At 66.9% G+C, this 15,988-nt stretch carries 16 protein-coding genes and 2 pseudogenes; 15 read left to right on the top strand and 3 right to left on the bottom strand.

Annotation, left to right across the window (positions count from 1 at the left end):
* The first annotated feature begins 29 nt into the window (after nt 1-29).
* Nucleotides 30-308, top strand: coding sequence for a DUF6880 family protein (locus FV242_RS36390; RefSeq protein ID WP_368732201.1), 279 nt, complete (start codon nt 30-32; stop codon nt 306-308).
* A gap of 30 nt (nt 309-338) precedes the next feature.
* On the opposite strand, the gene FV242_RS27500 is transcribed toward FV242_RS36390, so the two are convergent.
* Nucleotides 339-1,480 (bottom strand): IS3 family transposase gene (locus FV242_RS27500; RefSeq protein ID WP_147941165.1). Its coding sequence is split into 2 segments (ribosomal slippage): nt 339-1,213 and nt 1,213-1,480, totalling 1,143 coding nucleotides; the frame shifts between segments, so codons are not numbered across the junction.
* A gap of 68 nt (nt 1,481-1,548) precedes the next feature.
* Between FV242_RS27500 and FV242_RS27495 the strand changes: the two genes are divergently transcribed.
* From FV242_RS27495 to FV242_RS27485, 3 genes are read left to right on the top strand one after another with little or no spacing between them, the layout of a single operon-like run.
* Nucleotides 1,549-2,202 carry a cysteine hydrolase family protein gene (locus FV242_RS27495; protein WP_246692907.1) on the top strand — a complete coding sequence of 218 codons (654 nt, stop codon included), beginning with the start codon at nt 1,549-1,551 and terminating at the stop codon, nt 2,200-2,202.
* Complete coding sequence (locus tag FV242_RS27490) at nt 2,199-3,380, top strand: amidase (RefSeq protein ID WP_147941163.1); 1,182 nt, start codon at nt 2,199-2,201, stop codon at nt 3,378-3,380. The genes FV242_RS27495 and FV242_RS27490 overlap by 4 nt, the downstream gene beginning before the upstream one ends.
* A complete protein-coding gene (locus FV242_RS27485) occupies nt 3,377-4,072 on the top strand; it encodes a TetR/AcrR family transcriptional regulator (protein ID WP_147941162.1) in 696 nt (231 codons plus the stop codon). The genes FV242_RS27490 and FV242_RS27485 overlap by 4 nt, the downstream gene beginning before the upstream one ends.
* Nucleotides 4,073-4,301: 229 nt before the next feature.
* Here the strand turns inward: FV242_RS27485 and FV242_RS27480 are convergent, their stop codons facing one another.
* On the bottom strand, nt 4,302-4,934 hold the full coding sequence (locus FV242_RS27480) for a tyrosine-type recombinase/integrase (protein WP_147941161.1): 633 nt from the start codon (nt 4,932-4,934) through the stop codon (nt 4,302-4,304).
* Between the two features lie 387 nt (nt 4,935-5,321).
* On the opposite strand from FV242_RS27480, the gene FV242_RS27475 reads away from it, so the two are divergent.
* From FV242_RS27475 to FV242_RS27445, 7 genes are all read left to right on the top strand, one after another.
* The gene (locus FV242_RS27475; protein WP_187278589.1) at nt 5,322-6,236 is read left to right on the top strand and encodes a helix-turn-helix domain-containing protein; all 915 of its coding nucleotides are present in this window, start codon (nt 5,322-5,324) and stop codon (nt 6,234-6,236) included.
* A gap of 369 nt (nt 6,237-6,605) precedes the next feature.
* A complete protein-coding gene (locus FV242_RS27470; RefSeq protein WP_246692908.1) occupies nt 6,606-7,625 on the top strand; it encodes a cytochrome-c peroxidase in 1,020 nt (339 codons plus the stop codon).
* A gap of 449 nt (nt 7,626-8,074) precedes the next feature.
* Entirely contained in the window at nt 8,075-8,494 is a 420-nt protein-coding gene (locus tag FV242_RS27465; RefSeq protein ID WP_147941158.1) for a cupin domain-containing protein, read from the top strand.
* An 18-nt stretch (nt 8,495-8,512) separates the two neighbouring features.
* Nucleotides 8,513-9,445, top strand: coding sequence for an NADP-dependent oxidoreductase (locus tag FV242_RS27460; RefSeq protein WP_147941157.1), 933 nt, complete (start codon nt 8,513-8,515; stop codon nt 9,443-9,445).
* 31 nt (nt 9,446-9,476) lie between these two features.
* Complete coding sequence (locus FV242_RS27455; RefSeq protein WP_187278591.1) at nt 9,477-9,938, top strand: DUF4126 family protein; 462 nt, start codon at nt 9,477-9,479, stop codon at nt 9,936-9,938.
* A gap of 340 nt (nt 9,939-10,278) precedes the next feature.
* The gene (locus FV242_RS27450; RefSeq protein ID WP_147941155.1) at nt 10,279-10,533 is read left to right on the top strand and encodes a hypothetical protein; all 255 of its coding nucleotides are present in this window, start codon (nt 10,279-10,281) and stop codon (nt 10,531-10,533) included.
* Between the two features lie 6 nt (nt 10,534-10,539).
* A complete protein-coding gene (locus tag FV242_RS27445; protein ID WP_147941154.1) occupies nt 10,540-11,463 on the top strand; it encodes a LysR family transcriptional regulator in 924 nt (307 codons plus the stop codon).
* A gap of 10 nt (nt 11,464-11,473) precedes the next feature.
* On the opposite strand, the gene FV242_RS27440 is transcribed toward FV242_RS27445, so the two are convergent.
* Nucleotides 11,474-11,896, bottom strand: coding sequence for an Ohr family peroxiredoxin (locus tag FV242_RS27440; protein WP_147941166.1), 423 nt, complete (start codon nt 11,894-11,896; stop codon nt 11,474-11,476).
* 336 nt (nt 11,897-12,232) lie between these two features.
* Between FV242_RS27440 and FV242_RS27435 the strand changes: the two genes are divergently transcribed.
* The 4 genes and pseudogenes from FV242_RS27435 to FV242_RS27420 form a co-directional block, all read left to right on the top strand.
* On the top strand, nt 12,233-13,465 hold the full coding sequence (locus FV242_RS27435; protein ID WP_147941153.1) for an HlyD family secretion protein: 1,233 nt from the start codon (nt 12,233-12,235) through the stop codon (nt 13,463-13,465).
* Between the two features lie 29 nt (nt 13,466-13,494).
* Nucleotides 13,495-15,090: an MDR family MFS transporter gene (locus tag FV242_RS27430; RefSeq protein WP_147941152.1), complete on the top strand. Its 1,596-nt coding sequence runs from the start codon at nt 13,495-13,497 to the stop codon at nt 15,088-15,090.
* 266 nt (nt 15,091-15,356) lie between these two features.
* Nucleotides 15,357-15,863 (top strand): annotated as a pseudogene (locus FV242_RS27425) (alpha/beta fold hydrolase); the annotation flags it as partial.
* A 42-nt stretch (nt 15,864-15,905) separates the two neighbouring features.
* A pseudogene (locus FV242_RS27420) lies at nt 15,906-15,988 on the top strand (IS5/IS1182 family transposase); the annotation flags it as partial.

The raw sequence follows: 15,988 nt of genomic DNA, 5'->3' as shown, positions 1-15,988 counted from the left end.
TCCCGGCGAAGCGGGCGGGCAGGTGCGGCATGGGGCGTCTCTGGCGAGGGACACCACCAGCCTATCCATCAAGCCCGCTTCGTCACCCAGCGCGTTCCACGGCCGGTCGAAATGGCCAAAGTCGAGCCAAGGGCCCAAACGCAGTCGCGGCCCTCGTGGATCGGCGCCTTGCCGGGCTGGAGCGGGCACGCGGCTTCGTCGATTGGGAGAAGCGCAAGACCTTCGCGGCTGATCTTCGGGCGACTCTAGCGACCATCACCGACGAACTCGGGCCAGCGGATCCCGTGGCCGGGGTGGATCTGACCTGACCGGTATTTTGGACCGGGCTAGGTGAGAGCCTATTGCATGGCGAGGGCCATGGGTAGCCGGAAGGCCAGATCCGGGATGGTGAGGGGCGCGGGTGGCCGATAGCCCAAGGATGAGTGCGGCCGGACGCGATTGTAGGTGTTCTGCCAAAGGCCGATCACGGCCTGCGCTTCCTTCAAGCTGTAGAAAATCTCTTGGCGTAGGCACTCGTCCTTCAGCTTGCCGTTGAAGCTCTCGCAGTACCCGTTCTCCCACGGCGAGCCCGGGGCGATGTACTGGATCTGCGGACCGGTCTTGGCGACCCACTTGCGCAAGGCCTTCGCGATCATCTCCGGTCCGTTGTCGCAGCGAATGTGCTCGGGGATGCCGTGCAGGCACATCGCGTCGGCCAACGCCTCGATCACCCCGAGGCTGTTGATGCGCCGCGCGACCTTCAGCGCGAGGCAGGTCCGGCTGTGCTCGTCGATCAGCGTCAGGACGCGCAGGCTCCGGCCGTCATGGGTCTGAGCCTTTACGAAGTCGAAGCTCCAAACGTGATTGCGGTGGAGCGGGCGCAGCCGCACGCAGGAGCCGTCGTTCAGCCACAGGCGGCTGCGGGGTTTGTGCCGACTGGGGACCTTCAGCCCCTCACGACGCCAAATGCGCTGAACCCGATCCTTGCCCACCGGCCACCCCGCCGCCTGCAGCAGCGCGGTGACGCGACGGTAGCCGTAGCGCCCGTACTCGGACGCCAGGGCAATGATGGCGCGGGTCAGCTCATCCTCGTCAGCCGGAACGATGGACACGTAGCGCTGCGTGCCCCGATGCTGGCCGACGATCCGGCAGGCGTGGCGTTCCGAGAGACCGTACTTCTCCCGGATCCCGTCCACCGTCTGCCGGCGTCGCTCCGGGGCTATAAGTTTCCCGAGGCGACGTCCTTCAGGACCTGACCCACCAATGACAGATCGGCCACGAGCCGGCGCAGGCGCGTGTTCTCGCGCTCAAGATCCTTCATCCGGCGGGCTTGGTCGATCTGAAGGCCGCCGTACTCCTTGCGCCAACGGTAGTAGCTCTGCTCGGAGACGTCCGCCTCCTTACACGCGACGGCGACACTCTTGCCCTGGGCCGTCTGCACCTCGATCTGGCGCAGCATCAAAACCACCTGCTCCGCGCTCGGCCGCTGTCCTCGCCTCATATCCAGCTCCCTTGGTCCCGGCTGATCCTCGCAATCAGCCCGGTCCAAAACCAGCCGGTCAGGTCACGGTGACCATCGACCTCCTACGCACCGCGATTATCGTCGTCGACATGCAGAATGACTTCTGCGCCGCCGGCGGCTGGGTCGACTATCTCGGGGCGGACTTCACGCCCGACCGGGCACCGATCGCGCCGCTTCAGCGGCTGCTGCCGCCCCTGCGCGCGGCCGGCGTACCGGTGATCTGGGTGAACTGGGGCAACCGGCCGGACCTCGCCAACATGCCCTCCAACCAGATCCATCTCTACAAGCCGACGGGCACCGGGATCGGTCTCGGCGACCCGCTCCCCGGGCACGGCGCGCGGGTGCTCGAGAAGGACTCCTGGGCGGCTGCGGTCGTGGACGAACTCGCACCGGACCCTGCGGACATCCGGGTCGACAAGTACCGGATCAGCGGCTTCTGGGACACGCCCCTCGACTCGATCCTGCGCAACCTCGGCATCCGCACGCTGCTGTTCGCGGGCGTGAACACGGACCAGTGCGTGCTGCACTCCCTCACCGACGCCAACTTCCTCGGCTACGGCTGTATCCTGGTGGAGGATTGCTGCGCCACCACCTCGCCGGCCTTCTGCACGGAAGCCACGGTGTGGAACGTGAAGAAGTGCTTCGGCTTCGTGACCGGGTCCGAGGCGATCCTCGAAGCGCTCGAAGGCCATGCCGCGTGACATCGCCTGCGTCCCGCTCCGACGCCTTCGTGCCCGGCCCGCGCGGATTTCTGCCGCCGACGGCATCGGGACGCCTCAGCGGGCTGCGCTTCGCCGTAAAGGACCTGATCGACATCGAAGGCTTCGTGACGGGAGCCGGCAACCCGGACTGGCGCGCCGGCCGGGGCCCAGCTGCCGCCTCCGCCCCGGTGGTGACGATCCTCCGAGCTGCGGGCGCCGCCTTCGTCGGGCAGACCGTGACGGACGAGCTCGCCTTCAGCCTGGAGGGCGCGAACGTCCACGACGGCACGCCGCCGAACCCGGCAGCGCCCGACCGACTCCCCGGTGGCTCGTCGAGCGGCTCGGCCGCAGCGGTGGCCGGGGGTGCGGCCGAGATCGCCCTCGGGACGGATACCGGCGGCTCGGTGCGTGTACCGGCCGCGTTCTGCGGGCTCTACGGCATGAGGCCGACGCATGGGCAGGTGAGCCTCGACGGCGTCGTACCGTTCGCACCGAGCTACGATACGGTGGGCTGGTTCGCCCGCGATGCCGGAACGCTCGCGCGGGCCGCAGAGAGCCTGCTCGGCGCGGCGTCCGGGCCGCCGATCACGCGCTTCCTCGTCGTCGAGGACGCCTTCGCCCTCGCGGATGCCGACCTCGCGCAGGCGCTGCTGGCGGTCCTGCTGCCGGCCCTCGCCGGCGCTGAGCGCGTGAGAGTTTTCGCGGAGGGGGCGGGGGCGTGGCGCGAAGCCTACCGCATCCTGCAGGGCGCCGAGATCTGGCGCAGCCTCGGCCCCTGGATCACGCGGATGCGACCGCGGTTCGGACCGTCCATCGCCGAGCGCTTCGCCGATGCCGCTGGCATCACGGATGCGGAGGTCGCGCGCTGGCAGCCGGTTCGGCTGGCGATCCGCGCACGGGTGCGGGGCCTGCTCGCCCCCGGCACGGCCCTCGTTGTTCCGACCGCGCCTACCCCGGCGCTGCCGCGCAACCCTGACGCTGCGACCCTCGGCGATTTCTACGCTCGCGCCCTGCCGCTCACGGCGATCGCAGGGCATAGCGGCCTGCCGCAGATAACACTTCCCGTGGCACGCCTGAATGGGGCACCCATCGGACTTTCCCTGATCGGCGCCGACGGCGCGGACGCCGCGCTGATCGCGGCCGGGCAAACCCTGTTCGGAGGGCGCCCCCTCGCATGACTGGCGCCTCTCGAAGGGAGGCCGCGGAGGCGCCCGCAGCGACGCCCAGCAAGCGCCCCCGGGCATCGCTGCCGGGTAAAACCGCCGAGACGACGCGCAATCGGCTGATGCGCGCGGCACGGGCCGAGTTCACGCAGCACGGCTTCGCGGGCGCCCGGGTCGAACGCATCCTTGCCAAGGCGCGGGTGAACCCGCGGATGCTGTACCACCACTTCCCGGGCAAATCGGGCCTCTACGTCGCCGTCTTGGAGAACGCGCTGGGCGAGCTTCGCCAGCAAGAGCTTAGCCTCGACATCGAGCAAGCAGACCCGCTGGAGGGCTTGCTGCAACTCTTCGATTTTTTGAACGACCACTTCGAAGCCAACCAAGACCTCGTGCGACTCCTCAGCGGTGAGAACCTCCTTAAAGCGCGGTTCATGCGTCGGTCGGCGGTGATCCGCGAGATGTCGTCGCCGACGCTCGCGATGATCGATCAACTCCTCGCCCGCGGCGGCGAGTCAGGGGATCTGGCCCCAGGGCACGATCCCTTACGCCTCTACGTGCTCATGGTAGCACTGACCCAGTTCCATTTGTCGAACCTGCACACGCTCTCGGCGATATTCGAACAGGATCTTGCGGAGCCGCGTTGGCGTGCAGCGCGCAGGGCCGATGCCCGCATGATGCTGCAACGTTTCCTGATGAAAAAGGAATAATATTGGTGTTTTATATTATATAATTCCAGAAATCGAATTACTAACGCAAATATTTAAGTATATTAAGTGATTATTGAAGTATTCGACCTATAATAAGAAATTCTATGGACCGACCGAGTGACTGTCCGCTTGCCAGAAGGAAATCGTGCGTCTCTGACGTCCGATATGGGCGCAGTTCGGCCGGGCTGCTTGAAAGGCTCCTCGACGTTGCCGTCGGGGAGCCCGCAATTCAGATCTCCGTGCCTTCGGCCAGCGCGAGCGCATCTTCGACATCGACGCCGAGGTAGCGCACCGTGCTCTCGATCTTCGTGTGCCCGAGTAGGATCTGTACGGCGCGCAGGTTGCCGGTCCGCTTGTAGATCAACGACGCTTTCGTCCGGCGCAACGAGTGCGTGCCGTAGTCCTCCCGACGCAGCCCGATGCCCGTCACCCATTCGTCCACGAGGCGGGCGTACTGTCGGGTGCTGATGTGCTTCGCGTGATCGGTTCGGCTCGGAAAGGCGTAGTCGTCGAGCGCACCACCCCGGCTTTCCAGCCACGCCAGGATGCTGGTGCGAGCCGGTTCGAGCAGCTCGAACTGCACAGGCCGCCCGGTCTTCTGTTGGACGGTGATGGCCCGCGAGCGGACACGACCGCCGCTGACAAGGTCGCTGATCTTGAGCTTGACGATGTCGCAGCCGCGCAGCTTGCTGTTGATGGCAAGGTCGAACATGGCGCGGTCGCGCACGCGTCGCTCACCATCGAGCCAAAAGCGCACGGCCCAGACCTGCTGCGGTTTGAGGGCACGCTTGGCGCCGAGCTTGCGCCCGACGTTCCAGGGCCGGCGGTTTTTGAAGCTCGGATCGTACTCGGAATGTCCCATCGCTTTTCTCCTAACCAGCCCATGCCGGCAGGGCGATAAAGAGCGTTACGAGCGTAGCTGGCGAAGCACTTCGTTGAAGGTGGGGAGCTCTGCAACGGTAGCAGGGGGAAGCCGACCTTCCGCTGTCGACCCAACCTCGCCGTCTACGGCGACCTGTGTGATGCCTGAAAGCAGTCATTCGTCCTGCTGCTGCTCTGGCGACAGTGCGCCCATAGCGGACGTGCTGCGTGCTTTGTGCGATGCTCGATAGCGGCCTTTCCTCGGCTCCCCCGTTCGCTCGACAAACATCAAGCGCCCCTGACTTTCACTCCGTCCTGATGACTTGCACAGCGACGCGGATGTGAGATGTCATTTCGGCGCTATTTTAGACTTGACGGAGCAGACGCCATGCCCGGCGTGGAAGATGACCTGATTGGGGACGGTCGCTGGGCGCTGCCTCCAGCCAATCTCCTGCTCTCGTCGGATGGGCGGACGTGGTCCGGGGTCGCGGCGGAGACGCGGCGTCACACGGCTGCCGAGGTCCCCGAGATGATCGCCGACCGCACGGTGGTGGCTCTGGCCCTGCGCGGCAATCCGGACGCTGTGATCCACCGCCGCGGCAACGGCCTGCGCCAGGTAACGCCGGCCGCGACCGGTACATTCTGGCTCTGCCCGCAGGGTATCGCGGAAGACTCCATCCGGATCACCGGTGACATCCCGGAGATGCTGCACATCTACCTGCCGCACCAGCCCTTCCGCGCCCTGTCGCGCGAGGACGACTATCCGGACCTCGACGCGCTGACCGTAGTCTACGCCGCGGGACCCTACGACGTCTGGATCGCCGAGGTCGGCCGGACCATCGCAGCCGAGCTCGCGTTTGAGACCGCGTCCGGGAGGCTGCTGGTCGAGACCGCGGCGCTGACGCTAGCCGCCTCGCTCGCGCACCGGCACGTGGGCGGGTCCCTCCCGGTCGTCACAGGAGGCCGCCGACTGCACGCTCTCGATGCGGTTCGGCTCGCCCGCGTGCGGGACTACATCGCGGCCAACCTCGATGACGACATCGGCGTGGGCGACCTTGCGGCTGTCGCCTGCCTGAGCCAGTTCCACTTCATCCGGGCGTTCAAGGCCGCCACCGGCCTGCCACCCCACCGCTACCTCGGCCTCCAACGCCTCGAACGCGCAAAGGTGATGCTGCGCCTTGGGCGCATGCCGTTGGCGGACGTAGCCCTCGCCTGCCGTTTCTCATCTCAGGCCAACTTCACCCGCGCGTTCCGGCGCGCGGTCGGCGTACCGCCTGGGGCGTATCGCTCGCGCAGGCAGTGAGTCGGTCGGCGGCCCGTCCTCGGTCCGGCAGCGCGGGCACAAAGAACGGCAGTTTGGGACAATACGGTCAAGATGGTGCCGGTCAGACTGGCCCCCGGGGTTCCTTGCGATCTGCGGTGGGTCGGGGCGATCCCGGCACTTAATCCTTGGTGCTGATTGCTGTAGTCTGCAGCTCTCTCGCCGCCGCGTTCGCTCTCGACCGTGACGGGGATTGTAATGCCATCGGTTTTTGGCAGGGTGAGATTCAGTCGGTTGCTGGTCCTGGCGGGCCTACCCTTGTGTCTGGCGACGGTCGCCGACAGAGTGGGTCAGGCGGCCGCCGATGTCGTCACGCAGGCGCTTGACCTCAACGCTCGGGACACCGCGGACCTGCGCGAGGCCGCAAACGCGGTGTTTCAGGCGATCCCGTCGCAGGTCCCGACCGTCAAGGGCAACCCGGTCACGCGCGAGAAGGTCGAACTCGGGCGCATGCTCTGGTTCGACTGGCGCCTCTCGAGCAGCGGCGTCATCAGCTGCAACTCCTGCCACAGCCTCGCGGCCGGCGGCAGCGACAACGTCGAGACCTCGATCGGCCACGGCTGGCAGAAGGGGCCGCGCAACGCGCCCACCGTCCTCAACGCGGTGTTCAACGCCGCCCAGTTCTGGGATGGGCGGGCGGAGGATCTCCGCTCGCAGGCGCGGGGACCGATCCAGGCCGCGGTCGAGATGGCCTCGACGCCCGAGTACGTGGTCAGCGTGCTCGCAAGCATCCCCGAGTATCGGCGCCGCTTCGCGGCGGCCTTCCCGGGCGAGCCTGACGCGCTCACCTTCGACAACGTCACGCGCGCCATCGAGGACTTCGAGGCGACGCTGATCACCCCGGCCGCGCGCTTCGACCAGTTCCTGGAGGGCAACCTCGGTGTCCTGAGCGCGCAGGAAAAGCGCGGACTGAAGCTGTTCCTGGAGACCGGCTGCGCGGGCTGCCACAACGGGATCAACCTCGGCGGCCAGGACTACTTCCCCTTCGGCGTGGTGGAGCGCCCGGGCGGCGACGTGCTGCCGCCGGAGGACAAGGGCCGCTTCGCCGTGACCCATACTGCCAGCGACGCGTACGTGTTCCGGGCGGTACCCCTGCGCAACGTCGCGCTGACGGCCCCTTATTTCCACTCGGGCAAGGTGTGGAGCCTCGAGCAAGCCGTCGCGATCATGGGTACGGCGCAATTGGGAAAGGAGCTCACCTCCGAGGAGACCGGTGCCATCGCAGCGTTCCTGCGCACCCTGACGGGTGAGCCGCCCCGGATCGAACTGCCGGTCCTGCCGCCGAGCACCGCGCAGACGCCCCGCCCGGAGACCCGGATGAGGGGGCCGCCACAGCTGAGCGGCGCCCAGGACGCAAGTGTCCGGCGTTGACGCGACCGGCCCCGGATCTAGCCAGTGAGCATCGAGGAGGAAGCCGTGCAGGGGCTGGCGGGTAAGCAAGCACTCATCACCGGCGGGAGCAGCAGCACCGGCTTAGGGACCGCCCGGTGCTTCTTCGCCGAGGCCACGCGTCACCATCACTGGGACCAACGAGCAGCGCCTTCGAGCAACTCACGACGAGCTCGGTCCGGGCTACCTCTCCGTTCAGGCCGACGCCGGTCAAGCCGGGGTCGCCCGCGCGGTGAGCGATGCTCTCGCTGGCCAAGACGTGCTGTTCGTCGACGCGGCTGCCGTCGCGTTCCGCGCCTGAGAGGCTGGTACGTTCACCGTCCGCAGCAAGTTGATCGCCGCCCGGGCTATGAGCGACCTCCGACAGCGCCGTGGCGGTGCGACGATGTGGGAAGTGCGGACCGACGCTCCGCCGAGGGAGGACCGCCGGCATGAGGATGTGTTGGATCCTGGCGGGCGTGATGGCCGTGGGCGGGCTCGCGGCAGGTGCATGGGCGCAGTCGGACAGGGCGCCACAAGAGCGGGTGACGCCGACGTTCCAGGGCGCGATCCCCAACGTTCCCGGCAAGAGCCTCGTCGCCGCCATGGTCGAGTACCCGCCGGGAGGGAAGTCGCCCGCGCACAGGCATGCCGCGTCCGCCTTCGTTTACGCCTACGTCGTATCCGGCGCGGTCCGCAGCCGGGTCGGCGACGCGCCGGAACGGATCTACCGAGCCGGCGAGAGCTTCTCCGAGCCGCCCGGCGCGCACCACGCCGTCAGCGGGAATGCCAGCGACGTCGAGCCTGCCCGGCTCCTAGCTGTCTTCGTCCTCGACACCGGCGACCATCCGCTCACGACGCCGGACCCATAGGCGACGAAGGTTCTGACGATGAAGGCTTGGTGCGTACGCCGCTTCGGCGGCCCCGAAGTAATTGATCTCGACGACGTCCCGGTGCCCGAGCCGGGCCCGGGCGAGGTCCTCATGCGGGTCTGCGCGGCCGGGGTCGGTCCCTGGGACGGCTGGATCCGGGCGGGTCGGAGCGTCCTGCCACAACCTCTGCCCCTGACCCTTGGGTCCGATCTCTCGGGAGAGATCAAGGCGCTCGGGGATGGCGTGACGCAGTTCGCGATCGGGGACGCCGTCTTCGGCGTGACCAACAAGCGCTTCACGGGCGCCTACGCCGAGTATGCCGTCGCTGCGGCCGGAATGCTGGCCTGGAAGCCCCAGCATCTCGATCACGTCGCGGCCGCCTCTGTGCCGGTCGTCGGGGTCACCGCGTTGCAGGCCCTGTTCGCGCAGGCGCGCCTCGTGCACGGGCAGAGCGTGCTGATCCACGGGGCTGCCGGGAACGTCGGGGCCTACGCCGTGCAGCTTGCAAAGGGCGCCGGAATCAGGGTCAGCGCGACCGCGGGCGCCGCCGATCTCGCCTACGTGCGCGACTTGGGTGCCGACGCGGTGATCGACTACCGCACCACCGCCTTCGAGGATGCGGTGAGGGACGTCGACGCCGTGGTCGACCTCGTCGGCGGCGCGGTGCAGGATCGCTCCTTCGCCGTGCTTAGGCGCGGCGGTCGCCTCATCTCGGCCGTGTCGCAGCCCGATCAGATGCTCGCCGAGCGCGCGGGTGTCGAGGCCAAGTTCTTCCTCGTCGACGTGACGTCGGCGGATCTCGCCCAACTCGCGACGATGCTCGACGACGGGTCCCTGACGACGACCGTCGGCACCGTGCTCTCGTTCGGCGACGCCCGCATAGCCCATGAGATGCTGGAGGGCACGCGTCCGCGTCCGCGGGGTAAGATAGTCCTGAAAGTCGATCCGTGACCCCGGTACAGGCGGAAGAGCACGCGAGATGATCGCGTACGGACTTGCCCTTATGATCGGCCTCGTGGCCGGCCTGCGGGCCATGACGGGCGCGGCCGCGGCCGCCTGGGCGGCCTACCTTGGCCATGTGCCGGTCGATGGCACGTGGCTCGGCTGGCTCGCCTCGCCCTGGGCGGTCGGGATCTTGACGGCGCTCGCGCTCGGTGAGGTCGTGACCGACCAGTTGCCCATGACGCCGAGCCGGACGGTGCCGGTTCAGTTCGGCACGCGCATCGTGGTGGGTGCTGTCGCTGGCGCAACGTTCGGGCTCGCCGGTGGATCAGCCGTGATCGGCGCCGTCGCGGGCGCGGTCGGCGCTGTGGCCGGCACGCTCGGTGGCGCCGGTGCCCGAGCCCGGCTGGCCGCCTACCTTGGGCGCGACCGCCCGGCGGCGCTCATTGAGGACGCGGCTGCAGTCGTTCTGGCTGCTGCGGCTGTTCTGACGCTGAAATGATTATCCCGGCTGAAGCGTGGCGTTCTCAGGATGAAGACCTTCACCACGACCATCCACCAGCCCAGAAGCTGCCAGACGACCCGCGGCCAAGTCCTGTTGGCGGCCCTGCGCCCGCGGCGGCTCCCGCTGTTCATGCAAGGCCGCCCGTCAGCAAACATCATGCAACGCAGGGACCGAAGCTCGCCCCAACGCAGATGGTCCGTTGATCGTCACCAATCTGTCCCTGCCAAGCATGATTATCGAGCAAGGCCGCATTCGGCATCGTCATCGGGTCAGGCCAAAAGTGCGACAAGCGTACGCTGATGATCTACGCAGAGCCGCCTCGCCAGGAGTTCCCGTCGTGACCGAACGCCCCGACGACGATCATCTCGCGCCTGCCGACCTGAAGGCCGCTTTTGCCTGGATTGAGACGGCGACGCGGGTCGCCGGCACGGCAGTGCTGGACGATTACATCGCGGCAGCCACGTCCGTCCTCGACGGCGAGGGGCGAGCCGGCCTCACATTCGCGGCCGGGCCACTGAACACACACAACCGGTCGGCCATCGGCTTCCAGACCAGTCCAGCCGCCGCAAAACAGGCTGGGGCCGCAGCCTGATCGCTCGTGCCGCACCTTCCGGATTTCGAAGCCTGGGCCATCTTCGCCAAGGTCGCCGAGAAAGGCTCCTTCTCAGCGGCCGCGAACGAACTCGGGCTGTCGAAGACGACTGTCTCGAAGGTCATCACACGCCTCGAAGAGAGGATGAGGACGACCCTCATCCATCGGACGACGCGGCACCTCTCACTGACCGAATCGGGCCGCATGTCGCTGACGCGCGCCGCCAGGATCATGGAGGACGGCGCTGCGATCGAGGAGGACATCGCCGAGGAGGCATCGACGCCACGGGGAGCGCTCAAGCTGGCCGTAACGGTCGCCTTCGGCGTACAGGTGCTGGGTCCGGTCCTACCGGATTTCCTGAAGCTCAACCCGGAAGTCTCGGTCGATCTCCATCTGACGGACGATCGCATCGACCTGATCCGGGACGGGTTCGACCTCGCCATCCGGATCGGTACCGTGGCGGACTCGACGCTCCTGATCAGCCGCCTGTTCTCCTTCCGGGTGCCGCTCGTCGCATCGCCGGAATACTTCGCCCGCGCCGGGCGACCAGAACATCCCCGGGATCTCGAACGTCACGAGGCGCTCGTCTACTCCCATATCGCGAACGCGGCCGAGTGGCCGCTGACCCATACGTCAGGCGAGCGCTACACGGCCCGGGTTCGAGGGCGCATCCTCATCAACAATGGCGTGGCTGCAGTGCCGGCGCTGGTCGCCGGTCTTGGTCTCACCTTGCAGCCGGAAGCCTATGTCTGGCGAGAGCTGCAGGACGGCCGCCTGGAAGAGGCGCTCACCGATTGGAGTCACCTCCCGACCCCCGTCTACATGCTGACGCCGCCGCGCCGCGTGCGTCCCGCGCGCGTTCGCGCCTTCATGGAGTTCCTACGCCAGACCGTTCGCCAAGCACCTTGGGCCCACGGCATCCAGACGTGATGGCCGGGCATCAGGACACCGTGATCCGTAGGTCGATGCCTCCTCGCGTCGCGTGCGTGTAGGCGCAGATCCCCTGAGCCTCTTCCACCAGCTCGTGCGCGAGCCGCGGGTCGATCTCGGGCAGGCTGACCGTCAGTCCGACATCGAGCCCGAACCCGATCCCGTCGCCGCGCCTTCCGATCCCGACCTGTGCCGTGACGGTGCTATCGCTGGCAAGCTTAGCGCTGCGGCGCTTGGCGGATGTCTGAATCGCTTCGAGGAAGCAGGCTGAGAAACAGGCAGCGAAGAGCTGCTCGGGCGTATGTCCGGCCGACGGGTCCCGCGCCTGCGCGATCGGCGCCACGAACCGAACGTCGAAAGCGCCGTTCGAGGCGACGGCTCTGCCTCGTCGTCCCCCGGTCGCTGTAACCCTCGCCGAATGAAGGATCTTCATGCCGAACTCCTGCCTGCAAGAGATACGGCGCTTCGCCATGAGCGATTAGAGCGTCCGGTGTCACATCATTGGTGCTCTTGGGCCGCCTAGTCATCGGGGCGACATGACGACCCGTTCGCACGTCCTAGACTTCCACAAGCCGGAAGCACCGGGCGGGCTCGGCGCACCACCGACCCGCGGCACAGGGCTGAGAGACTGAGCGCACCGTTCGATTGGTCACTTCCCGTCAACAATGTGTCGGCTGTTGGCCGGATTATGCGGCGGCGCTCTGCGGAGCACTCTCACCTCGCGAACGGGTTGGCGACCGGCCGACCGGCGATACGAGGGGTAAGCACAATGGGCGCTGATCAAATCCCGACCGTCCTCGATCAGGGCACCGAAGCACGGCCCGCGGATGTCGAGACGCGGAGTGTGGTCCAGTCGAAGACTCCCCGCCCGACGACGCCGAGGCGTGTGTTGGCGGTCGCGGTGGTCGCGGCCCTCCTCGCGGCAGGCGGCGGCTATGGTTATCACTACTGGACGCTCGGCCGCTTCCTAGAAGCGACCGACGACGCCTACGTAAAGGCGGACTACACCATCATCGCCCCGAAGGTCGCCGGTTACCTCTCGGACGTGCTGGTCGCCGACAACCAGGTCGTGAAGGCCGGCCAGACTTTGGCCCGGATCGACGACCGCGACTTCCAGTCGGCTCTAGCTCAGGCTCTCGCGGATGTGCAGACGGCGCGGGCCGCCATCCGCAACGTCGAGGCGCAAATCACCTTGCAATCCCCTATCGTGGAGCAGCAGGACGCCGCGATCGCCGCCACCGAGGCGAACCTCGCCTTCGCCGAGGCCGAGTTCGAACGCTACACGACGCTCGTGAAGTCCGGTGCCGGAACAGTGCAGCGAGCTCAGCAGACGGAGGCGGCCCTCCGCGCCGCGACAGCTCAACTTCGTCGCGACCGGGCCGCGAAGCTCGCCGCCCAAAGCACGATCCATGTGCTGAAGGCCGAGCGCCACAAGGCGCAGGCGGTGCGGGACAAGGCCGAGACCGTCCTAGCTCAGGCCGAGCTGAACCTCACCTACACGACGGTGATCGCACCCGTGGACGGCACGGTCGGTGCCAAGACCCTCCGCGTCGGTCAATACGTGACGGCCGGGACTCAGCTCATGGCAGTCGTGCCGCTCGATTCGGCCTACGTGGTGGCGAACTATAAGGAGACCCAGCTCGCCCGGGTCCGCGCCGGCCAACCGGTCGAGGTCGAGGTCGACGCGCTTCCCGGCGTGCGGTTGAGCGGGCGGGTCGACAGCGTCTCACCCGCGAGCGGCCTCGAGTTCGCACTGCTGCCCCCGGACAACGCGACCGGCAACTTCACCAAGATCGTCCAGCGCATACCCGTGAAAATCGTCTTCGAGCCGGGTGCCGCGACCGAGCGCCTCCGAGCGGGGATGTCGGTCGCGCCCACCATCGACACCCGAGACTTAGATCTGGTCGCTGCGGTGCCCGCAACGGCTCCGGCTGGGCGCCGCGAGTTCCGGCCGCTCGTCTCCGTCAACGACGTGCCCGCCGGCACGTCCCGCGCCAACTGACGTCGCCGTCGCTGCCGAGGAACGCCGTCATGACCGCTCCCGCACTCACCCCGACGAACACGTACGACTCCTCCGCTGAGCGGACGACAGATGCCAGGACCTGGATGGCCGTCATGGGTTCGACGCTCGGCGCCTTCATGGCCGTCCTGAACATCCAAATAGTCAACGCATCCCTGGCCGATATCCAGGGAGCGATCGGGGCCGGGATTGACGACGGAGGCTGGATCTCGACCGCCTACCTGATCGCCGAGATCGTGGTCATCCCACTCACAGGCTGGCTCGCGCGCGTGTTCTCCGTGCGGCGGTACCTGCTGGCTAACGCCGTGCTCTTTCTCGTCTTCTCGGCAGCCTGCGCCTTCGCTCGGAACCTCGGGCAGATGATCGTCCTGCGGGCGATCCAAGGCTTCTCGGGCGGCGTGCTGATCCCCATGGCCTTCACGCTGATCATCACGCTGTTGCCGAAGGCAAAGCAGCCCGTCGGACTGGCGCTGTTTGCCCTCTCCGCGACGGTAGCGCCTGCCGTCGGGCCAACGATCGGAGGCTACCTCACCGAGAACTGGGGCTGGCAATACATCTTCTACGTCAACTTGGTGCCCGGGGCCCTGATGGTCGGCCTGCTCTGGGCCTCGCTCCAAGGCGCACCGATGCGGCTCTCGCTTCTCCGAGAAGGCGACTGGGCCGGGATCGGCACGATGGCGATCGGGCTCTCGGCCCTCCAGACGGTGCTGGAGGAGGGCAACAAGGACGACTGGTTCGGCTCGCCCTTCATCGTCCGTCTGTCGCTCGTGGCAACCGTAGCGCTCGCCGCCTTCCTCTGGATCGAGTTCCGGGCCGAAAAGCCGCTTCTCAACCTCCGCCTGCTGGCCCGCCGTAATTTTGGGTTCGGCATCGTCGCGAATTTCCTCCTTGGCGTTGCACTGTACGGCTCGGTCTTCGTGCTCCCCCAGTATCTCGGTCGTGTACAGGGATACAATTCAGAGCAGATCGGTGCGGTGCTCGCCTGGACCGGTATCCCCCAACTCCTGCTGATCCCGTTCGTGCCGCGGCTGATGACCCGCTTCGATCCACGGATCATCATCGGGCTTGGCTTCGCGCTCTTCGCAGGCTCGAACTTCATGAACGTCTGGATGACGGGTGCCTATGCCGCCGACCAGCTGTTCTGGCCGAACGTGATTCGGGCCTTCGGACAGGCCCTCGTCTTCGCGCCATTATCGGCTGTGGCGACAGCCGGAATCGAAGGCGAGGACGCGGGATCTGCCTCGGCCCTCTTCAATATGATGCGCAATCTCGGCGGTGCCTTCGGGATTGCGGGGCTCCAAACCTTCCTCTCGAAGCGGGAGCAGTTTCACTCGAACATTCTGACGGACGCCGTCTCCCTATTCGACGAAGCAACCCGGAGCCGCATCGCCGACCTTGTTCGTTACTTTATCGCACACGGGATCTCGGACCCAGCCCTTGCGACCCACAAGGCCATCGTTGCGATCGCCACGCGGGTCCGGACGGAAGCCTTCATCATGGCCTTCAGCGACGCATTCCTGCTGCTTGGTGCGAGCCTAGTCGTCGCGTTGATTGCCGCACTGTGCCTTAGCCGTCCCAGTCGCATGAGCGCTTCAACTGCTCATTAATCCCCGCATGACAGTAGAACCGAAGGCCATAGGCCGTCGCTCACAAATCAGATAACGTTGCTTGTGCCACCCCAGTATCTCAAAAGCGGTCGTTCCGCCTACGGCCAGCCTCAGTCATCGCTCATCGTCCGCGTAAGCGTCTCAGTGGGGGGGATTTGCGATGTTCAGCTTTCGAGCAGGGCCGAGGAAGAAGCAGGCATCACCACCCGTCACGGCGGCCCATCCGGAGAGCATGCCCTATCTCCCTCTTGGTAAGGAGTTGGACGATGCCGACACAAACCGTTCTTGCCGCCGCAACGGCTCTGGCGCTTACGGGCGGGACGCCACAGCCGCTTCCCTCCACCTCGGCGACGACGACCTACCATCGCGTCGAGGTCAATGGCGTCGGCGTCTTCTACCGTGAGGCCGGACCACGTGACGCGCCGACGATCCTGCTACTGCACGGCTACCCGTCGTCATCGCGACAGTGGGACTCGCTGCTGCCGCTGCTCGCGGACCGCTACCACCTGATCGCACCCGACTACCCAGGCTTCGGTCAGAGCGACGCGCCGTCACCTGCACAGTACACCTACACTTTCGACAACCTCGCCATCACGGTCGCGGGTCTGGTCACACACCTCGGCATTGAGCGGTACACGCTCTTCATGCAGGACTACGGCGGCCCCGTGGGCTTCCGCATGGCGCTCGCCCACCCTGAACGCGTGAGCGCGCTCATCGTCCAAAACGCCAACGCCTACGCGGAGGGCCTCGGTGCGAAGTGGCAGGGCATCGCTAAGAGCGCCTAACGAAACCGGCGGTTGGCGCGTTGGTAGAGCATGGCGAAGTTCCTCGTTCCCGACGATCTCTGGGTGGTGATCGCGCCGCTGCTGCCTCCGGCGCGGGTGCGTCCGAAGGGCGG

The sequence above is a fragment of the Methylobacterium sp. WL64 genome, assembly GCF_008039945.1.
Lineage (GTDB): Bacteria > Pseudomonadota > Alphaproteobacteria > Rhizobiales > Beijerinckiaceae > Methylobacterium.
Note: the sequence above shows the minus strand (reverse complement) of the source record. Positions and strands in the feature narration are given on the sequence as shown.